Origin of the sequence: Vibrio sp. CUB2 (assembly GCF_001557945.1) — a bacterium.
In the GTDB taxonomy this organism is placed as follows: Bacteria; Pseudomonadota; Gammaproteobacteria; order Enterobacterales; family Vibrionaceae; genus Vibrio; species Vibrio owensii.
In genome coordinates this window covers 219,162-236,302 of the sequence record NZ_LNRB01000005.1, presented here as the reverse complement: position 1 = coordinate 236,302, position 17,141 = coordinate 219,162, and the positions used below count along the sequence as shown (strand labels likewise).

13 protein-coding genes are annotated in these 17,141 nt (G+C 45.6%); 5 read left to right on the top strand and 8 right to left on the bottom strand.

Annotation, left to right across the window (positions count from 1 at the left end; translation table 11 throughout):
• Positions 1-245 precede the first annotated feature (245 nt).
• The 4 genes from ATB78_RS10195 (at position 246) to ATB78_RS10180 (ending at position 4,799) form a co-directional block, all read left to right on the top strand.
• Positions 246-1,556, top strand: a complete 1,311-nt coding sequence (locus ATB78_RS10195) for a TolC family outer membrane protein (RefSeq protein WP_020197554.1) — start codon at positions 246-248, stop codon at positions 1,554-1,556.
• Between the two features lie 3 nt (positions 1,557-1,559).
• A complete protein-coding gene (locus ATB78_RS10190; protein WP_061008598.1) occupies positions 1,560-2,180 on the top strand; it encodes an OmpA family protein in 621 nt (206 codons plus the stop codon).
• Between the two features lie 106 nt (positions 2,181-2,286).
• Positions 2,287-2,640, top strand: coding sequence for a DUF2750 domain-containing protein (locus ATB78_RS10185; protein WP_005443612.1), 354 nt, complete (start codon positions 2,287-2,289; stop codon positions 2,638-2,640).
• A gap of 191 nt (positions 2,641-2,831) precedes the next feature.
• Positions 2,832-4,799, top strand: a complete 1,968-nt coding sequence (locus ATB78_RS10180) for a GGDEF domain-containing protein (RefSeq protein ID WP_061008597.1) — start codon at positions 2,832-2,834, stop codon at positions 4,797-4,799.
• Here ATB78_RS10180 and queC read toward each other — a convergent pair.
• Together queC and queE are read right to left on the bottom strand one after the other, a co-directional pair.
• Positions 4,756-5,454, bottom strand: coding sequence for a 7-cyano-7-deazaguanine synthase QueC (queC, locus tag ATB78_RS10175; RefSeq protein ID WP_061008596.1), 699 nt, complete (start codon positions 5,452-5,454; stop codon positions 4,756-4,758). The genes ATB78_RS10180 and queC overlap by 44 nt on opposite strands.
• Before the next feature lie 14 nt (positions 5,455-5,468).
• The gene (gene queE / locus ATB78_RS10170) at positions 5,469-6,119 is read right to left on the bottom strand and encodes a 7-carboxy-7-deazaguanine synthase QueE (RefSeq protein WP_061008595.1); all 651 of its coding nucleotides are present in this window, start codon (positions 6,117-6,119) and stop codon (positions 5,469-5,471) included.
• Positions 6,120-6,284: 165 nt separating this feature from the next.
• Between queE and ATB78_RS10165 the strand changes: the two genes are divergently transcribed.
• A complete protein-coding gene (locus ATB78_RS10165; protein ID WP_061008594.1) occupies positions 6,285-7,094 on the top strand; it encodes a Cof-type HAD-IIB family hydrolase in 810 nt (269 codons plus the stop codon).
• Between the two features lie 73 nt (positions 7,095-7,167).
• On the opposite strand, the gene ATB78_RS10160 is transcribed toward ATB78_RS10165, so the two are convergent.
• From ATB78_RS10160 to acnD, 6 genes are all read right to left on the bottom strand, one after another.
• Positions 7,168-8,607 carry a bifunctional NUDIX hydrolase/phosphatase PAP2 family protein gene (locus tag ATB78_RS10160; protein WP_045494885.1) on the bottom strand — a complete coding sequence of 480 codons (1,440 nt, stop codon included), beginning with the start codon at positions 8,605-8,607 and terminating at the stop codon, positions 7,168-7,170.
• A 307-nt stretch (positions 8,608-8,914) separates the two neighbouring features.
• Positions 8,915-10,456, bottom strand: a complete 1,542-nt coding sequence (locus ATB78_RS10155) for a trypsin-like serine protease (RefSeq protein ID WP_061008593.1) — start codon at positions 10,454-10,456, stop codon at positions 8,915-8,917.
• 200 nt (positions 10,457-10,656) lie between these two features.
• Entirely contained in the window at positions 10,657-11,139 is a 483-nt protein-coding gene (locus ATB78_RS10150; protein ID WP_005443631.1) for a GNAT family N-acetyltransferase, read from the bottom strand.
• Between the two features lie 160 nt (positions 11,140-11,299).
• The gene (locus tag ATB78_RS10145) at positions 11,300-13,180 is read right to left on the bottom strand and encodes a propionyl-CoA synthetase (RefSeq protein WP_045419140.1); all 1,881 of its coding nucleotides are present in this window, start codon (positions 13,178-13,180) and stop codon (positions 11,300-11,302) included.
• A 61-nt stretch (positions 13,181-13,241) separates the two neighbouring features.
• A complete protein-coding gene (gene prpF / locus ATB78_RS10140) occupies positions 13,242-14,429 on the bottom strand; it encodes a 2-methylaconitate cis-trans isomerase PrpF (protein WP_061008592.1) in 1,188 nt (395 codons plus the stop codon).
• 23 nt (positions 14,430-14,452) lie between these two features.
• Positions 14,453-17,062 carry a Fe/S-dependent 2-methylisocitrate dehydratase AcnD gene (gene acnD / locus ATB78_RS10135; protein WP_061008591.1) on the bottom strand — a complete coding sequence of 870 codons (2,610 nt, stop codon included), beginning with the start codon at positions 17,060-17,062 and terminating at the stop codon, positions 14,453-14,455.
• Positions 17,063-17,141: the final 79 nt, after the last annotated feature.

Sequence of the window (17,141 nt, the reverse complement as noted above, 5' to 3'; positions counted from 1 at the left end):
CTGGATCACTACGTTTAAGTGCCAAAATAGTTCTAACATCATGAAAATATGATCTTTATTCAAAGATTATACTAATGCCCATACGGTATAGTAAATTTCAACGGTGCACACTTAAGTATAGCAACTAGTTCCATAGTTGATTGTTAATAGCTTTGTGCGTTAGATTATTGACGCCTATAGAGTTATCCCTAATTTATAAGAATAATTTCTCGCCTTCAGACTTGACTAAATCTAGGAGAATTAAAGTGAAGTGGACTCGTGCCAACGCCCTATGTCTTGGTGTGCTTACCGTTAGCCCTGCTTTCGGGCAAACACTAGAGCAAGCAGTAGAAAACACGCTTATCACCAATCCAGACATCAAAAGCGCGTTTAATGAATTCGTAAGTAAGCAGTATGTGAATGAAGCCTCGAGTGGTGCTTACCTCCCTTCAGTCGATCTGGATGCAGGTATCGGTTATGAAGGTATTAACCCTGCCGAAGGTGGCAGAGACTCAACAGACTTAACTCGTAAAGAAGCAACGGTCACCCTAACCCAACTTATATGGGATGGTTCTGCAACGCTAAACGACATTGATAGAACGGCCGCTGACGCTGAGTCTGTTCGTTATCAACTGCTTGCAGATGCTCAAGATACAGCACTTGAAGTGACTAAAGTGTATCTAGATGCAGTAAAAGCCTATGAAGTATTAACGCTTTCAGAAAACAACCTGAAAGTGCACAAAAAGATCTATCAAGACATCAAAAAACGCGTAGATTCAGGAATTGGCTCAACCGCAGACTTAACCCAAGTAGAAGCTCGCCTAGCAAAAGCTCACGGTAATTTGGTCGCGGCACAAAACAATTTGTTTGATAGTCATACCATCTTTACTCGATTAGTAGGGCAAGCTCCACAAGGACTAATCTTCCCTCGAGCTGATCAAAACTTCATTCCATACACAGTGGATGACGCCGTTGACTTGGCATTTGACTCTCACCCAGTGATCAAAATTTCTAAAGCAGACGTTGATTCAGCGAAGTTTCAATACAAGCAATCAAAAGGCAATTATTACCCTACGATCTCGGTAGAAGCAGCACAGACATGGCGTGATGATGCCGCTGGTATCGAAGGAAATAGTGACGAAACGACTGCAATGCTTCGAATGCGTTACAACTTGTACAACGGTGGCAGCGACGCAGCAAATGCCGAGAGTTTTGCTTATCAATTGAACAAAGCTAAAGACTTACGTGAACGCGCATACCGAAATGTTGAAGAAGGCCTTCGTTTGTCATGGAGTGCATTGGATCTTACCCAGCAACAAAAACAATTTTTGTCTGATCACGTAGATTCAGCATCTGAAACTGTTATTGCTTATGAGAAACAGTATCGAATTGGTAAACGTACCTTACTTGATCTGTTGAACACAGAGAATGAATTGTTCGAAGCACGCAAAGATTACTTAGATGCGAAATATGCTGAGCAATACGCAAAATATCGTGTGATGAACGCAACAGGACAACTATTGAATGCCCTACGCGTCGACGTTCCTACAGAATGGAATCAGAAGGTGGAGTACTAAGACATGCAAACAGTAAAGATTCTATTCTCACTTGGATTGATTTTGTCTGTGAACCAAGCATTCGCAGAAGATGAATACGACTACATGGTCACTCCGAATGCACAGCAAATAGCAGATCTTCAAGATGATGACGATGACGGCGTAATTAACGCCAGAGATTTATGCCCGGGAACGCCGCCGACATCAGAGATCGATAACGACGGCTGCGGTGAGTACATTAAATCATCAGAACAAATGCAAGTTCGCGTCTTATTCGCTAATGATTCTGATGAAATTAACCCAGTGTTCCACCGTCAAATCCGTCAGCTGTCTGAGTTTTTGAACGAATACCCTTCCACATCTATTGAGCTGCACGGTTATGCAAGTAAGGTCGGTGGCTCAACCCATAACTTAGACCTATCTAAGCGTCGCGCGAACAACGTCCGTTCTGCACTATTAGGTTACGGTATTGCGGCAAATCGTGTTCGAATCGTAGGTTATGGCGATACTCATTTAGCCCAACAAGGCACGGATGAAGTCAGCCATGCGCTCAACCGCAGAGTGACCGCTTCCGTTGTGGGTTACAAAGGTGAAATCAAGAAAGAGTGGACAATATTTACCACTCTTCCTGAAAATACAATTTAAGGAGCTTCGGCTCCTTTTCTTTTTCAACCTTGCTAAACCGTATTATGCTTTAGGAATCGGCACTTTAGTGGTAATCTACTCGCGTCATAACAATGAGAGTTTTGAAATGAGCAAACTTACATCAGATATCCAAGCAAACCTTGACCTTTTCGTTGCTGAAACCAAAGAAAACCAGTTGGTTTGGGGTCTACGTAATGAAGAAGGTTGGCTATCTTGTGAATCAACTGAATTCGAAAACAGCGAGGTTATGCCTTTCTGGTCTACTAAGGAAGATGCACAAACACACAACGTTGAAGAATGGGCAGATTTCGAAGTACTAGAAATCCCTCTAGATATCTTTGTTGAAGATTGGCTTCTAACTCTTGCAGAAGATGGCGTGCTTGTTGGTACAAACTGGAACGCTCAGCTAGAAGGTAAAGAGGTTGAACCTCAAGATCTAGCTAAACTGTACGTAGGCTAATTCCTAAAGACCTCAGCATCGTGCTGGGGTCTGCTTTATTGTTACTTACCTTTTCGATGTAAAGCTCGACCGAGCGCATAATTTTCTTCATTCCATTATCTATACCCTTCGGCTTTTGTCACAATGAACTGTACCTAATTGGTATATCATTCTGAGCAAACAATATAAAAATAACATAAGGTTACATCACTATGCGTACCCTGCTTTCTTTGCTTGCGTCACTTCTAATCGGCGGTCAGGCAAACGCAAGTGACACTCAAAATATCACCCAATGGCATGCTGTCTATCAAGCTACGATGAAAACAAACGCTAAGTCTGCGCTCAGCATGCTACAAGATCGGTATCATAGCGCCGATTCTAATAGCGAAAAGTTGTACGTTAGCGGCTTGATTTACGAATACATGTCTAACATTGATCAACCGTATTATGGAAGCAGTCAAATATTAGAAAACCGCTTTGCCAAGCTTGAGTCCAAATACATTCTTGCACTGACAGAACGAAAAAATGGCAACTACGATACGTCGGTAAACGTTTTTACTTCCTTACTCCAAAGTGCAAAACAGCGAAGTGATGAAGAAACTAAAGCATTGATAAACTATCAGCTTTGCTACACGTTGAATCAACAGGGCCAGTACCACAAAGCGAGTTTCTTTTGTTCATCATTGAACAATCATTTATCGGGCGCTCATCAACAAAATATCCCTTCGGATCTTGCTTTACGTGTTATCGCGAACAACTTTGACTTTCGCGGTGAGTATGAAATTGCACTGAATTTGTACCGTCGATTGCTGACAGAAATGCCGACTCAGAGTGACCCAACCGGTGTTTACAATGACGTCGGTAACTTACTGAGCGAGTTAGGTCAGTTTGAGCAATCCGAACAATACTTAATACAGGCATTGTTGGCACGCCAACTTGAATCAACACCGCTAGAAGTAGCGCAGGTCGAACATAGCTTGGCGGCGATGTATAGCAAGTCTATGGATTATGAAAAAGCGGTCAGCCACTACAAGAATGCATTGACGCTTCTTGAGGATCTTAACTACCCCTACGGTCAAGGGTTAACTTATCTTGGACTTGGTTCCGCTTATGTTGATTCTGGCGATTTGAAAAGTGCAGTACCTTACATTAAAAGTGCGCTTGCATTGGGTAAGCAATACGAAAATAAGCGTTTGCAAACTGAAAGCCATCTTACGGCAGGCTTTGCTTATTTGAAGCACGATTCTCTGCGTGAGGCTTTGGAACACGCGCAAGCGGCGTTAGAACTCGCCAATAAAAATTCCACATCAGCACTACAAGCCAAAGCTCAGCTGTTGTTGTCGCAGATTTATCAAAAGCAGAATGATTTTTCTAACGCCCTCTCACACTATCAAAAATACGCAAAGCTCGAACTTGCTAGCCGTGATGCCAACAACGTAAAAGCAATTGAGGCGTTGGATCTAACAAAAAGCGAGTACGAATATGAACTTCAACTGGTCAAAATAGACAACGAGCGAAACCTTAAGCTCTTGGAACTTGAGAAGTTAGGTGAACAGCAACGTGCTTATAACTTTGTGATTTTCTGTTTGCTTACTATTTTACTGGTCGTGCTATTTGTATTACGCAATACCAAGATCAAATCACGCTTAGATAGACTTACCGGTTCGTTAAACCGAAGTACTATCATAGAAAAAATCAGAAATCAGACCGTCAGTGCCCCAGAAGATATGCGTTATGTATTAGCCCTGATCGACTTAGACAACTTTAAACTGCTCAATGACAAGCACGGACACCCAACTGGCGACTTGGTGTTGAAGCACGTGTGTAAAGCGATTCAAGTTAAATTGAACAAAGGCGAATACCTTGGTCGTTTGGGAGGCGAAGAGTTTATCTTGCTGTTGAAGAACGTGGATGAGATTGATGTGCCATTTCGTATCCAGAGCTTACACAAAACTATCTCTGAAAAACAAATTAAGAGCACTAACGACGAAACTCTCAATGTGACAGCAAGCTTGGCCTACCTCTCAACGTCTAAGCCACTCAGTAACTTCGATGAGTTGTATTCGATACTAGACCAAGCTTTGTATCAATCTAAAAAGAACGGACATAATGCCGTGATTGATGCGTATAACGAGCCTATTGATCTTCCGTCTTCTGCTTTTGAATCAACGACTGCATAACGGCGTCTTTGTTGTTTAGATAGTCATCTAAGCCCGCTTTGCGCAGGTCGCAAGACGGGCAATCACCACAACCATCACCGATGATGCCGTTGTAACACGTTAGCGTGCTTTCACGAACTAGTTGCAGCGCATCATATTGATCTGCCAATGCCCACGTTTCTGCTTTGTTCAACCACATTAGCGGAGTTTTGATTTCAAACTGACGATCCATACCCTTAACCAAGGCACTGTTCATCGCTTTCACGAAATCATCACGACAATCTGGATAACCACTAAAATCTGTTTCACAAACACCAGTAATAACGGTTTCTGCGCCAATTTGGTAAGCGTAGATGCCAGCAAGCGTTAGGAACAAAATGTTGCGACCAGGAACAAATGAGTTCGGCAAACCGTTTTCTTGAAGTTCATGAGAAACAGGAATGTCGTCACGCGTCAGAGAGCTAATGGCCAGTTCATTCAGTAAGCCAACATCCATCACTTTGTGTGCAGCAACGCTAAGATCTTTTGCAACTTTCTCAGCCACTTCAATCTCCAGCTTATGACGCTGACCGTAATCGAATGTGATGGCATGTACTTCGTCAAACTCTTTTAAAGCTTGAACCAGACATGTTGTAGAGTCCTGTCCACCACTGAAAACAACGACTGCTTTTTTCATCTTTCTCTCCGAGCTTAAGCAATACTTAGGTATTTATGAGTTTGAACCGACAAACGCCAGTTGCGAGCGACACAGGTATCAATACACAGTTGCGTAGCGCGAGGCTTCTGACTGATAGGCTGAAGTGCGATTACCGTCTTCTCAGCAATGTCTGCTGTGGCCAACAATGCATCAAGCTGATCGATGTCTTTTTGGGTGCCTACAGGATGTTTGATCTCATTTGCGCGTTCTAATGCACTTTTGAGTACTGGTAGCTTCCCTTTCATTGCGACTTTAGGTGACACCGTCACCCATGTACTTTCTGAAGTCACTACTTCTGAAGTACCACTGGTTTCGATTTGGCATTGGCAACCCATTTCTTCAAATGCAGCCGTCAACGCACGTAAATCATAAATGCATGGTTCGCCACCAGTGATCACAATATGCTTCGCATTGAAGCCCTGCTTTTTGTATTCAGCTACGATGTCTTCTGCCGAGGCGAAACACCATGTTGGAGAATCTTCTGTTTTCACCAAGATATCACCGATCTGGCGCTGGTCTTCTTCTTCTGCGTACCAAGTCTGTTTAGTATCGCACCAAGAACACCCAACCGGACATACTTGCAAACGCACAAAAACCGCTGGCACACCAGTGAAAACCCCTTCCCCTTGGATGGTTTCAAACATCTCATTTAGCTTATACAACGTAGAACTCACTCAACTCATTATACTTCGAGGCGAAGACCTTAATGGAGAGGCGCACTCAGGTCAATTTAAACCAAAAATAAATTGTTAAAATAGGTCGTTTTGTAGTTTCATACGCAGGTTCCCCATTTTTTAAGGTAAGTAAAGATGTACAAGCTGATCGCCCTAGACATGGACGGCACGTTGCTAAACAGCGACAAAGTAATTTCTGAAGAGAACAAGCAAGCCATTGCAAAAGCACGCGAAGCGGGTGTTACCGTTGTCCTTGCTTCTGGCCGCCCTCTTGAGGGAATGCAAGACAAGCTAGACGAGTTAAACATCAACTCTGACAAAGACTTTGTTTTGTACTACAACGGTTCTATGGTGAAAAACATTGGCACCAATGAAATCATCCACCAGCAGATCATTGATGGCGAAGCTGCGAAGAAAATTGCACGCAAAGCACGCGAGCTTGGCGCTTATGTTCACGCATTCAGCCAAGAGCATGGTCTGATCACAGAAGAAAACAACCCTTACACCGACATCGAAGCAAAAATCAATGGCGTAGCAGTCACTGAGATGAACTTTGATGCGCTAGAAGATGATCACGCGATCATTAAAGCAATGATGGTTGCAGAGCCAAGCAAACTAACTGAAGTTATCTCAGCACTACCAGCAGAGCTAAAACAAGAGTTTACCGTTGTGCAAAGTGCGCCTTTCTTCTTGGAATTTTTGAATCCATCAAGTAACAAAGGCGTCGGCGTTTCGGCCATCGCAGAATACTTAGGCATCAAAGCTGAAGAAGTGATTTGTATGGGTGATGCCGAAAACGACCACCACATGCTTGAATACGCAGGTCTTGGTATCGCAATGGCGAACGCAATGGAAGAAACCAAACAAATCGCAGACTACATCACAGTCAGCAACGACGAGCACGGTGTAGCAAAATCGATCGAGAAATTTGTGCTTAACGCGTAATCCTCTGAATCGAACTGAATTGATGTAAAAAAGCCTCGCATTTGAGCGAGGCTTTTTGTTATCCATTTTCTAGCTAAGCGCCTTGTTTCGCACGCTTTCCACACGTCAGTTTTCTAGCTAACGTAATAAAAGTCAGCATTAGCAACGGATAATGGAACGTATTAAAGACCAGAGACCAGAACCCACTGAACGAAACCGTTGTTCCCAAGTAGAGATAGAGTTGATCAACCAACAACAAGGCCAAAATAACGAACAACATCTGCTGGCGCTCAAATCGAATATCCGACTCTTTAAATGTCATAACCAGTGCAGACGCTGTAATTAAAATCGCTAACCAACTGGTGAACACAGGCAATGGCCAGATAACAGAAATCACCGCCGTAATTGCTGTCATGGTGAACCAAACCCCTTTCGAGGTGAGCAGTCTATCGACATCGATTTCTGGATTATCTTCCAAACGTAAAACATGCCATGCCACTAGAACGCCCAGCAACGCACCAACAGACATATCCAGAATAAACGCAGTCCCTAAGAAGAACTTGCAGAACATTACGGTTAAAGTGACCAAGCCCGTCAACAAAGTGACTCGATTTAAACCAAAGCTCTTCGTTCTTTGGAATAAGAAGGTCATCACACAGAACCAAATCGCGATCGGCAAGCTTGGGAAACTAAAGCCAAAGCTATGCGTTAACTCTGTGATCGGCATATAAACGTGCGGCCTTGGTAGCGAGAACCCCTGTTGCGCAACCAATACCATTAGAGAAGTCGCAGTGATAGAGAAAAATAGACGGTAAACGAAACGGCTATCAAACTTCATCATGACAAACGGGAACAAGAACAGCAGAAACGTTGGATTACTGATGCTCGTTACCAATTTCGCAACTTCACAGGTTGTTTCACGGCTTGCTGACGAAAATGACGCGATCCAGCTTTGTAGATCAACCATCCAAGAAAGCTCAAGTTGACGAAACCCCGGTGCGGAATCTATCAACTGGTCAACATAAACGACTGATTGATTTGTCGCTCGCGAATAAAATTCAGCCACCTCTTTCCACTGCGCGGGATAACGGTAAAGAGACGCTGACATGTTGCTCGGGTTTGCAATCATTGCAGAGGCGACTTCTACGCCATAATGCGGCGCAAACCAAATTGGAAGCTCGTTCCCATCTAAAGTGTTGGTCATCGAAAACGCAATCACTTCTGAATCAGAGACACAATCATAGAATACAGCTGTATCCGTTCTACCTAGCTCCTCGCCAACGGTGACAACTAAGCCAGTTTCTTCCCAAGTTTCTCGCTGAGCAGCGAGCTTTGGTGACTCACCTTCAATAACAGTGCCACCAGGAAGAGAAATCTTATTGGTTAATATTTCATGGATTAAAACCAGTTTGTCATCTGCGCGGACAATACAAAGCGCCCCTTTAACGTCTTCAGGAAGAGGATTCGCGGCAGATGTAGGAGATACAAACAAAGAAATGGAATACAGGATGAGAAAAAACAGCTGTCTCAGCACAAAATACGACCTTTAACAAAAAAGAAGAATCACTCAGCTATGATGGCAGGATTACCAATATTTTTCGACATAAATTAAGTAACCAGTTGTACATTTAGCACACATGTCAAAAAACGCTTTGCGACACTCTTCAAAATAGTTCTGACAAAAATCAGACATAACTCGAAATATTGGCTGCGATTTTGCCAGTTATATTAAGTTAACGTCAGAGGAATTTACGTGGATTTTACGCCTTCTCAGAATTGAAACAAGAAAGAGAGCTTATTGTCGACAACAAATAAACTCTCTTTATGGTTCACTTATGCTTTTACAGCTTTAACCATGCATCTGTCCAAGCTGAGCCCACACCCGGCTCATAAGCACTTGGAGTTGAGCCACACCACAAACTGTTTGGCCAAGGCTTACATTGGTAACTTGCACCATTATTCGTCACTACATCCCCTGCAGAGTAATTCGTACCCGCTTGGTAAGCATCACCTGAAGATGGCGGCGTTGGTGGCGTAGGCTCTGTTGGAGGATTAGTCCCAGAACAATCTGAACTGCCTATTGACTGCCATACTCCCCACGGACCAGATTCTGATGGGTTATCGCCTTGAGTCCACCATTGTGCTTGCCATAATTGACCAGCCCAAGTAACGGTTTCACCCGTGTTGTATACACCACTCGCTTTCCATTCATTGTCACAACTACCAGAAGGCGGTGTCGTTGTTCTAGTGGCGGAAGCTGTAGCCACTGCTTGGTATGTAGTACTCGTTTTATCGATACCAAAAGCCAAAGCGACGCTCGCCTCACCTGCTTGAGAAGCGCCAAACTCCACATCGACACGACATGAGCCGCCTGCATTGAGTGTCGATTGTGAACATTGGTCTCTGGTGATCATCACAGATTTCGTGACGCCAGAACTTTGCAATCCCACACTTTCGACAGTAAACGCAACATTACCGATATTTTGAATACTGAAACTGTGCTGCTTCAGCTCACCCACTTTAAAAGAACTTAAAGTCTGATTTGCCGTGTAACCAACAGAAACATTATCTGTCGGAGGCGTTGTCGTACCTATTACACCATCAACAAAACTACGCAACGCTGCAATGTCACTGTACACACCGTACTTACCCGGTCTGGCACAACCTATACCCCAACTGACGATACCTAGCTGAGTGACAAGACCGTTGTTCTTAACAACGATGGGACCGCCGCTGTCTCCCTGACAAGAATCAATGCCACCTTGCGGAACACCCGCACAGAATGATACGGAGCCAACTGTGGTGTAATTGCCGCCAGCTTGTCGACAAGTCGCATCAGAGACCAGAGGAACATCCACTTCTTGCAGCGCGATTGGTGAACTGCCCCCCTCCGAAGTTCGGCCTAAGCCAGCGACGGTTAACCAATCACCGACGCCTGCATATTGCGAGACACTGCCTGCTGCTATATCCACTTTCGCAACACCAGAAGGAATTGAAGTGAGCTTAAGCAATGCGATGTCGTTAGAAAGCGTAGAAGCATTATAAGAAGGATGAATATAGATCTGGCTGACATTGGAACGTACGCCATCAGTGCCGTTATAAATCACACCACCAATTTTTACCGCTATTTGATTTGGTGTGTCACCGTCAACACAGTGGGCAGCAGTAAGTACGAAACCGCCCCCAATATAACTCGCCCCGCAAAAAGAACGATTACCATTGCGGCTGACTATCTGCGTATAAAATTTCCAGTCATTGGGGTTTGCCGTGATACCACCCACGATATCCGGCTGAATTTCATTGTTTTGTGTCTGCGTGACTTGATCTGCACTTGCCAACATTGGCAATAACGCCGTTGCAAGTAAGGTTTTTGATAGATTCAATGTTATTTTCCTCTTGTTTTATGAGGCACTATTCATGTGCCACTTACAAAACAAGCAAACAAAAACAACATCACCAATTTGGATGAGAATGAGTCGCCGCACATTGCGACGAAACTAATAGCAAATACTGACTAGTAGACTCAACTTTTGCATCATCAGCTTACATAAGTCACTAAGTTACCGTCTTAGCTACGCATTAATTAACGTTCAGATAACGACTTTCTTAACCAATGAATATGATGCCCAAAACCTTGGTTCTCATAGAGAGAAATCGCTGTCTGGTTAAAGTCCCAAACCTCAACAAACATCTGTTTCACTCCGTAATCGACGAATGTCGCCTCTATCTTTTCAATCAAAGCCTTCGCAGTGCCTTGCTTGCGATACTCGGGTAAAACGTATAGCTCATCAACGCTCCCCATCATCACAGGTTTACTAACCGTAGAAATAAGCTCGCAGAAATGCCCTGATACAAAGCCGATGATCTCATCCTCTACTCTAGCGACATACACCAAACATTCAGGATTATCGAGATAACGAGCAATGCTCTTTTCTTGTTCGATTTCTTCTGCGGTTTTAAACAGCTCTGGGGATTGGATATGGTGCTCATCATGTAGCTCGAACATCAAATCATTGAGTTGTTCAAGATCGTCAAAAAGCGCTGGTTTGATTACAAAAGTAGACATAGGAAAAGAAGCCAAAAACAGGAATCCATATAGTGTGTGTTTTAACACAAGATTAAGCAAGCAGGAATGCAAAAGCCTCTTGCCGACAAAGCAAGAGGCTCCGGTGTTTGTGCTTGCTCATAGATAACCTAAGGGCGCACTTAATTAAGATCTTACTTAGCTAGCCACGTTTAAGCACTCGTTCGATTTCGCCAAGACTGGATGGGTCATCAATAGTTGATGGCACCACGTATTGCTCGCCATCGGCTATTTGACGAATGGTCCTGCGTAAGATTTTACCTGAGCGGGTCTTTGGCAAACGGTCAACAACCAGTGCATGTTTAAAGCAAGCCACAGCGCCAATCTCGTTGCGCACTTTACCCACCAACTCACCTTCTAGCGTTAGATCATCAATCTTCACACCATCTTTAAGAACCACGAAACCAAGCGGTAGCTGACCCTTTAACTCATCATGGATACCGACTACCGCACATTCCGCAATTGCTGGGTGACCGCCAACGATTTCTTCCATTTCACCAGTAGATAGACGGTGACCTGCGACGTTAATTACGTCATCAATACGACCCATGATAAACAGGTAACCATCTTCATCTAGGTAACCGCCATCTCCCGATACGTAGTAACCCGGGAATTGACTGAGATAACCTGTTTCAAAGCGATCATGGTTGCGCCAGACAGTCGGTAGGCAGCTTGGTGGTAATGGGCGTTTCAATGCCACAAAACCTTGCTGATTTGCACCTACTGGCATGCCCATTTCGTTGAGAATTTCGACCTGATAGCCAGGTATCGGCTTGGTAGCAGAGCCTGCTTTTACCGGCATTACCTCGATACCGGTCGGATTGCCCGCGATCGCCCATCCAGTCTCGGTTTGCCACCAGTGATCAATGACCGGTTTATCTGCTTTGCTTTCTACCCATTCTAGTGTTGGTGGGTCAAGGCGTTCGCCCGCCATAAAGATAGAGTCGAGATTGGACAAGTCGTATTGCTTAATGAACTCGCCTTCTGGGTCTTCTTTCTTAATTGCACGGAAAGCGGTTGGCGCGGAGAAAAGCACATCCACTTTGTATTCGTCACAAACACGCCAGAATGCACCCGGGTCCGGTGTTCTCACCGGTTTGCCTTCGAATAGAATAGTTGTACAGCCATGAATCAGCGGCGCGTACACAATGTAAGAGTGACCAACAACCCACCCAACATCCGATGCCGCCCAGAACACACCATCTTGAGGGATGTTATAAATCGACGTCATCGAATATTTCATCGCTACGGCATGGCCACCATTGTCACGTACCACGCCTTTAGGTTTACCTGTTGTGCCAGAGGTATACAGAATATAAAGAGGATCTGTCGCTAGCACAGGGACACACGCATGAGGCAAAGCTTGCGCGTATTCTTGCTGCCAATCTAAATCACGCTCAAGATTAAGTTCGGCTTCGCACTGTGGGCGCTGAAGAACAAAGACTTTCTCTGGCTTCCAACGACTGTCCATAATGGCTTTGTCGACCATGGGTTTGTATGGAATCACCTTATTAATTTCGATGCCACAAGATGCCGTCATAATGACTTTGGGTTCCGCATCTTCAATTCGAACGGCGAGCTCATTCGGGGCAAAACCGCCAAACACGACCGAGTGAATCGCCCCCAATCGAGCACACGCCAGCATCGCCATTGCCGCTTCTGGGATCATCGGCATGTAGATGACCACACGATCGCCTTTGGTTACGCCTTGGTTAGAAAGCATACCCGCGATCTTTGCCACTTGGTCGCGCAAAGCTTGATAGCTGTATGTTTGTTTTTGCCCCGTCACTGGCGAATCATAAATCAGGGCGGTTTTATCGCCTCTTCCTTGCTCGCAATGATAATCCAACGCGAGCCATGACGTGTTCAATACGCCATCAGGAAACCAACGTTCAATCCCATGTTCGTCAGCTTGTAAGATGGTGTTTGGCGCTTCAAACCAATCGATGTTTTCAGCTTGAGCACGCCAAAAGTTTTCCGGTTCATTTTGCGCCCAAAGGTATTCTTTTTGATATGCAGACATATTGCTTCCTCCAGTATGTCCTGACATTGCTTTTCTTAAGTATCACTACCATGCAATTGTGTTATTCAAAGACATTGGAGGGAACACGCACAAAGCCCTCCATCAGTATTCTCGCGCTGCGGCTCATAATGGCTTTCTCAACCACCCAACCTTGTTCTGTTTGTTTGGCTTTCGCCCCCACCTTAAGCGTTCCTGATGGATGCCCAAACGTCACAGACTCTTTCTCTCCGCCACCAGCTGCCAAGTTGACTAAAGTACCTGGGACGCATGCCGCCGAGGCAATGGCGACCGCTGCGGTTCCCATCATGGCATGGTGAAGCTTGCCCATAGATAAAGCTCGAACGAGAATATCGACCTCACCAGCCTCTACTGCTTTACCACTCGACGATAAATAGGATTTAGGCTGAGAAACAAACGCAATCTTAGGCGTGTGTTGACGTGTTTGAGCCTCTTCGAGCGAATCAATAAGCCCCATTTTTAACGCGCCATGAGCACGAATGAACTCGAACCTCGCAAGGGCTGATTCATCGTTATTGATGTCATCTTGAAGCTCAGTGCCTTGGTAACCGAGCGCTTCTGCGTCTACGAAGATCGTCGGTATGCCTGCGTTGATAAAGGTGGCATTGAACGTCCCAACATCTGGCACGACCAAATCGTCGACTAGATTACCGGTTGGAAACATGCTGCCTTCACCATCAGCAGGGTCGACAAAATCAACTTGGATTTCAGCTGCAGGGAACGTCACACCATCAAGCTCAAACTCCCCTGTTTCTTGAACGAAACCATTTACGATTGGCACATGAATCAATATGGTTTTGCCAATATTCACCTGCCATACACGAACGGTAACGATGCCGTTTTGAGGAATACGATCTTGGTCGATCAACCCTGCATGAATGGCGAAAGGTCCGACTGCGGCAGAAAGGTTGCCGCAGTTACCACTCCAATCGACAAACGGCTTATCTATCGATACTTGCCCGAACAGGTAATCAACGTCGTGATCGACTCGCTGACTGCGCGACACAATCACAGTTTTACTGGTGCTGGAAGTCGCACCACCCATGCCATCAATTTGTTTGGCATACGGGTCAGGGCTACCAATCACACGAAGTAGCAGCTTGTCTCTTGCCTCACCTGCAACTTGCGCTGGCTGTGGCAAATCTTCAAGGTTGAAGAACACACCTTTGCTCGTACCGCCGCGCATGTAAGTCGCTGGGACTTTGATTTGGCTTTGCATCTTGCTATCCATATCTTGCTCCGTTATTGCGCTATCTATTGCGAGAGGAAATCTTGAGCAAAGCGCTGTAATACACCGCCCGCTTTGTACACGTGAACTTCATCTTCGGTATCGAGTCGACAAGTCACCGGCACATCAACCTTGTCGCCATTTGCACGGGTAATCACCAACGCCAAATCAGCACCTGGAGTGATATCGCCGATAACGTCATAAAGCTCAGTGCCATCTAATTCGAGCGTATTTCGGTTCACGCCATCTTTAAATTGCAGAGGAAGTACACCCATGCCAACTAAATTGGTACGGTGAATACGCTCAAACCCTTCAGCAACAATGGCTTCTACACCCGCCAAGCGAACGCCTTTCGCCGCCCAATCTCGGGACGATCCTTGACCATAATCCGCACCTGCGACCACGATAAGCGGCTGCTTGCGATTCATGTAAGTCTCAATCGCTTCCCACATGCGTGTCACTTTGCCTTCAGGTTCGACTCTTGCCAGCGATCCTTGCACGACTTCGCCGTTTTCCTTGACCATTTCGTTGAACAGTTTCGGGTTAGCGAAAGTAGCGCGCTGCGCGGTTAAGTGCTCGCCTCGGTGAGTCGCGTATGAGTTAAAGTCTTCTTCTGGCACGCCCATCTTCGCGAGGTACTCACCTGCTGCGCTGCTTGCCAAAATTGCGTTCGATGGCGACAAATGGTCGGTCGTAATGTTGTCGCCTAAAACGGCGAGAGGACGCATTGAAGACAGAGTTCGCTCACCAGCTAAAGCACCTTCCCCCTCTTTTTGCCAGTAGGGCGGTCGACGGATATACGTACTCATCGGACGCCAATCGTAGAGTGGATTCGGGTTACGAGCCTCATCATTCAGTTTGAACATTTGAATGTAGACTTGATTAAATTGCTCAGGCTTAACGTACTCACCCACCACAGCATCAATTTCTTCATCCGTTGGCCACAAGTCATTGAGGTAAACCGGCTTGCCGTCTTTGTCTGTGCCTAAAGAATCACGTTCGATATCAAAACGAATCGTACCGGCTAACGCGTATGCAACGACCAAAGGTGGCGATGCTAAGAATGCTTGTTTTGCGTAAGGATGAATTCGACCATCAAAGTTGCGGTTCCCAGAAAGTACCGCCGTTGAATACAGATCTCGGTCGATGATTTCTTGTTGGATTTTCGGGTCAAGTGCGCCACTCATACCGTTACAGGTTGTACACGCATAAGCCACGATACCAAAACCAAGCTTCTCCAATTCAGGGAGTAAGCCAGATTCTTCAAGGTAGAGTCGAGCAACTTTAGAACCCGGAGCAAATGAAGACTTCACCCAAGGTTTGCGCACCAATCCAAGCTCATTCGCTTTCTTAGCGACCAGACCCGCTGCAACAACGTTTCTTGGGTTACTGGTATTGGTACAAGAAGTAATCGCCGCGATGATAACCGCGCCATCTGGAAGTTCGCCTTCCTTCTCTTGCCACTCGCCAGAAACACCACGTTCAGCAAGATCTGAGGTAGGTAAACGACGATGAGGATTAGATGGACCTGCCAGATTGCGGCCGACTTGGGACAAATCAAACTCAAGTACGCGTTCGTAAACGGCAGTATCTAAATCATCTGCCCATAGGCCGGTTTGCTTAGCGTACTTCTCGACCAAGTCGACCTGTTGATCATCGCGCCCCGTAAGTTTGAGGTAATTAATGGTCTGTTCATCAATGTAGAACATCCCAGCGGTTGCGCCGTATTCTGGCGTCATGTTTGAGATGGTCGCGCGGTCACCAATGGTTAGATCTCGCGCCCCTTCGCCAAAGAATTCGAGATAGGATGAAACCACGCGTTCATTGCGTAGAACCTCGGTAATCGCCAACACGATATCGGTAGCGGTAATACCCGGTTGACGCTTACCAGTCAGCTTCACCCCAACAATGTCTGGCAAACGCATCATCGACGGACGACCAAGCATAACCGTCTCCGCCTCTAAACCGCCGACACCAATCGCAATAACGCCAAGTGAATCAACGTGAGGAGTGTGACTGTCCGTGCCGACACAGGTATCTGGGTAAGCAATGCCTTGCTTGGCTTGCACCACTGGAGACATCTTCTCCAAGTTGATTTGGTGCATGATGCCGTTACCCGCAGGAATAACACTGCCGTTCTCAAACGCCGTCTTACACCATTCAATAAAATGGAATCGGTCTTCGTTTCTACGCTCTTCTATCGCGCGGTTTTTCTCAAACGCCTCTGGGTCAAAGCCTGCATGTTCAACCGCAAGTGAATGGTCAACGATCAACTGCGTTTCAACCACAGGATTTACTTTCGCTGGGTCACCGCCTTGTTCGGCAATCGCATCACGTAGACCAGCGAGGTCGACTAATGCCGTTTGTCCAAGGATGTCATGACAAACTACGCGCGCCGGATACCAAGGAAAATCAAGATCACGCTTGCGTTCAATCAACTGTTTTAAGCTATCAGTGAGCGTATTTGGGTCGCAGCGACGAACCAACTGCTCTGCTAAAACGCGTGAGGTGTAAGGGAGCTTTTCATAGGCTCCAGGAGAAATATCGTTAACTGCTTCTCGGGTATCAAAATAATCGAGTTGGGTTCCCGGGAGCGGCTTACGATATTGAGTATTTATATTTGTGGTGATGCTCATGGGCTTGCTTCCGCTTTAGTGTACATCTTGTGCCTGAACGCACCGCGATACTGTTTTTGAAATGGATTCGCGGTGAAAG

What these genes read in the sequence shown, in the direction of transcription:
- ATB78_RS10190 (WP_061008598.1), top strand. Translation starts at nt 1,560, where the DNA reads ATGCAAACAGTAAAGATTCTATTCTCACTTGGATTGATTTTGTCTGTG.
- ATB78_RS10185 (WP_005443612.1), top strand. Translation starts at nt 2,287, where the DNA reads ATGAGCAAACTTACATCAGATATCCAAGCAAACCTTGACCTTTTCGTT.
- ATB78_RS10180 (WP_061008597.1), top strand. Translation starts at nt 2,832, where the DNA reads ATGCGTACCCTGCTTTCTTTGCTTGCGTCACTTCTAATCGGCGGTCAG.
- queC (WP_061008596.1), bottom strand. Translation starts at nt 5,454, where the DNA reads ATGAAAAAAGCAGTCGTTGTTTTCAGTGGTGGACAGGACTCTACAACA.
- queE (WP_061008595.1), bottom strand. Translation starts at nt 6,119, where the DNA reads ATGTTTGAAACCATCCAAGGGGAAGGGGTTTTCACTGGTGTGCCAGCG.
- ATB78_RS10165 (WP_061008594.1), top strand. Translation starts at nt 6,285, where the DNA reads ATGTACAAGCTGATCGCCCTAGACATGGACGGCACGTTGCTAAACAGC.
- ATB78_RS10150 (WP_005443631.1), bottom strand. Translation starts at nt 11,139, where the DNA reads ATGTCTACTTTTGTAATCAAACCAGCGCTTTTTGACGATCTTGAACAA.
- ATB78_RS10145 (WP_045419140.1), bottom strand. Translation starts at nt 13,180, where the DNA reads ATGTCTGCATATCAAAAAGAATACCTTTGGGCGCAAAATGAACCGGAA.
- prpF (WP_061008592.1), bottom strand. Translation starts at nt 14,429, where the DNA reads ATGGATAGCAAGATGCAAAGCCAAATCAAAGTCCCAGCGACTTACATG.
- acnD (WP_061008591.1), bottom strand. Translation starts at nt 17,062, where the DNA reads ATGAGCATCACCACAAATATAAATACTCAATATCGTAAGCCGCTCCCG.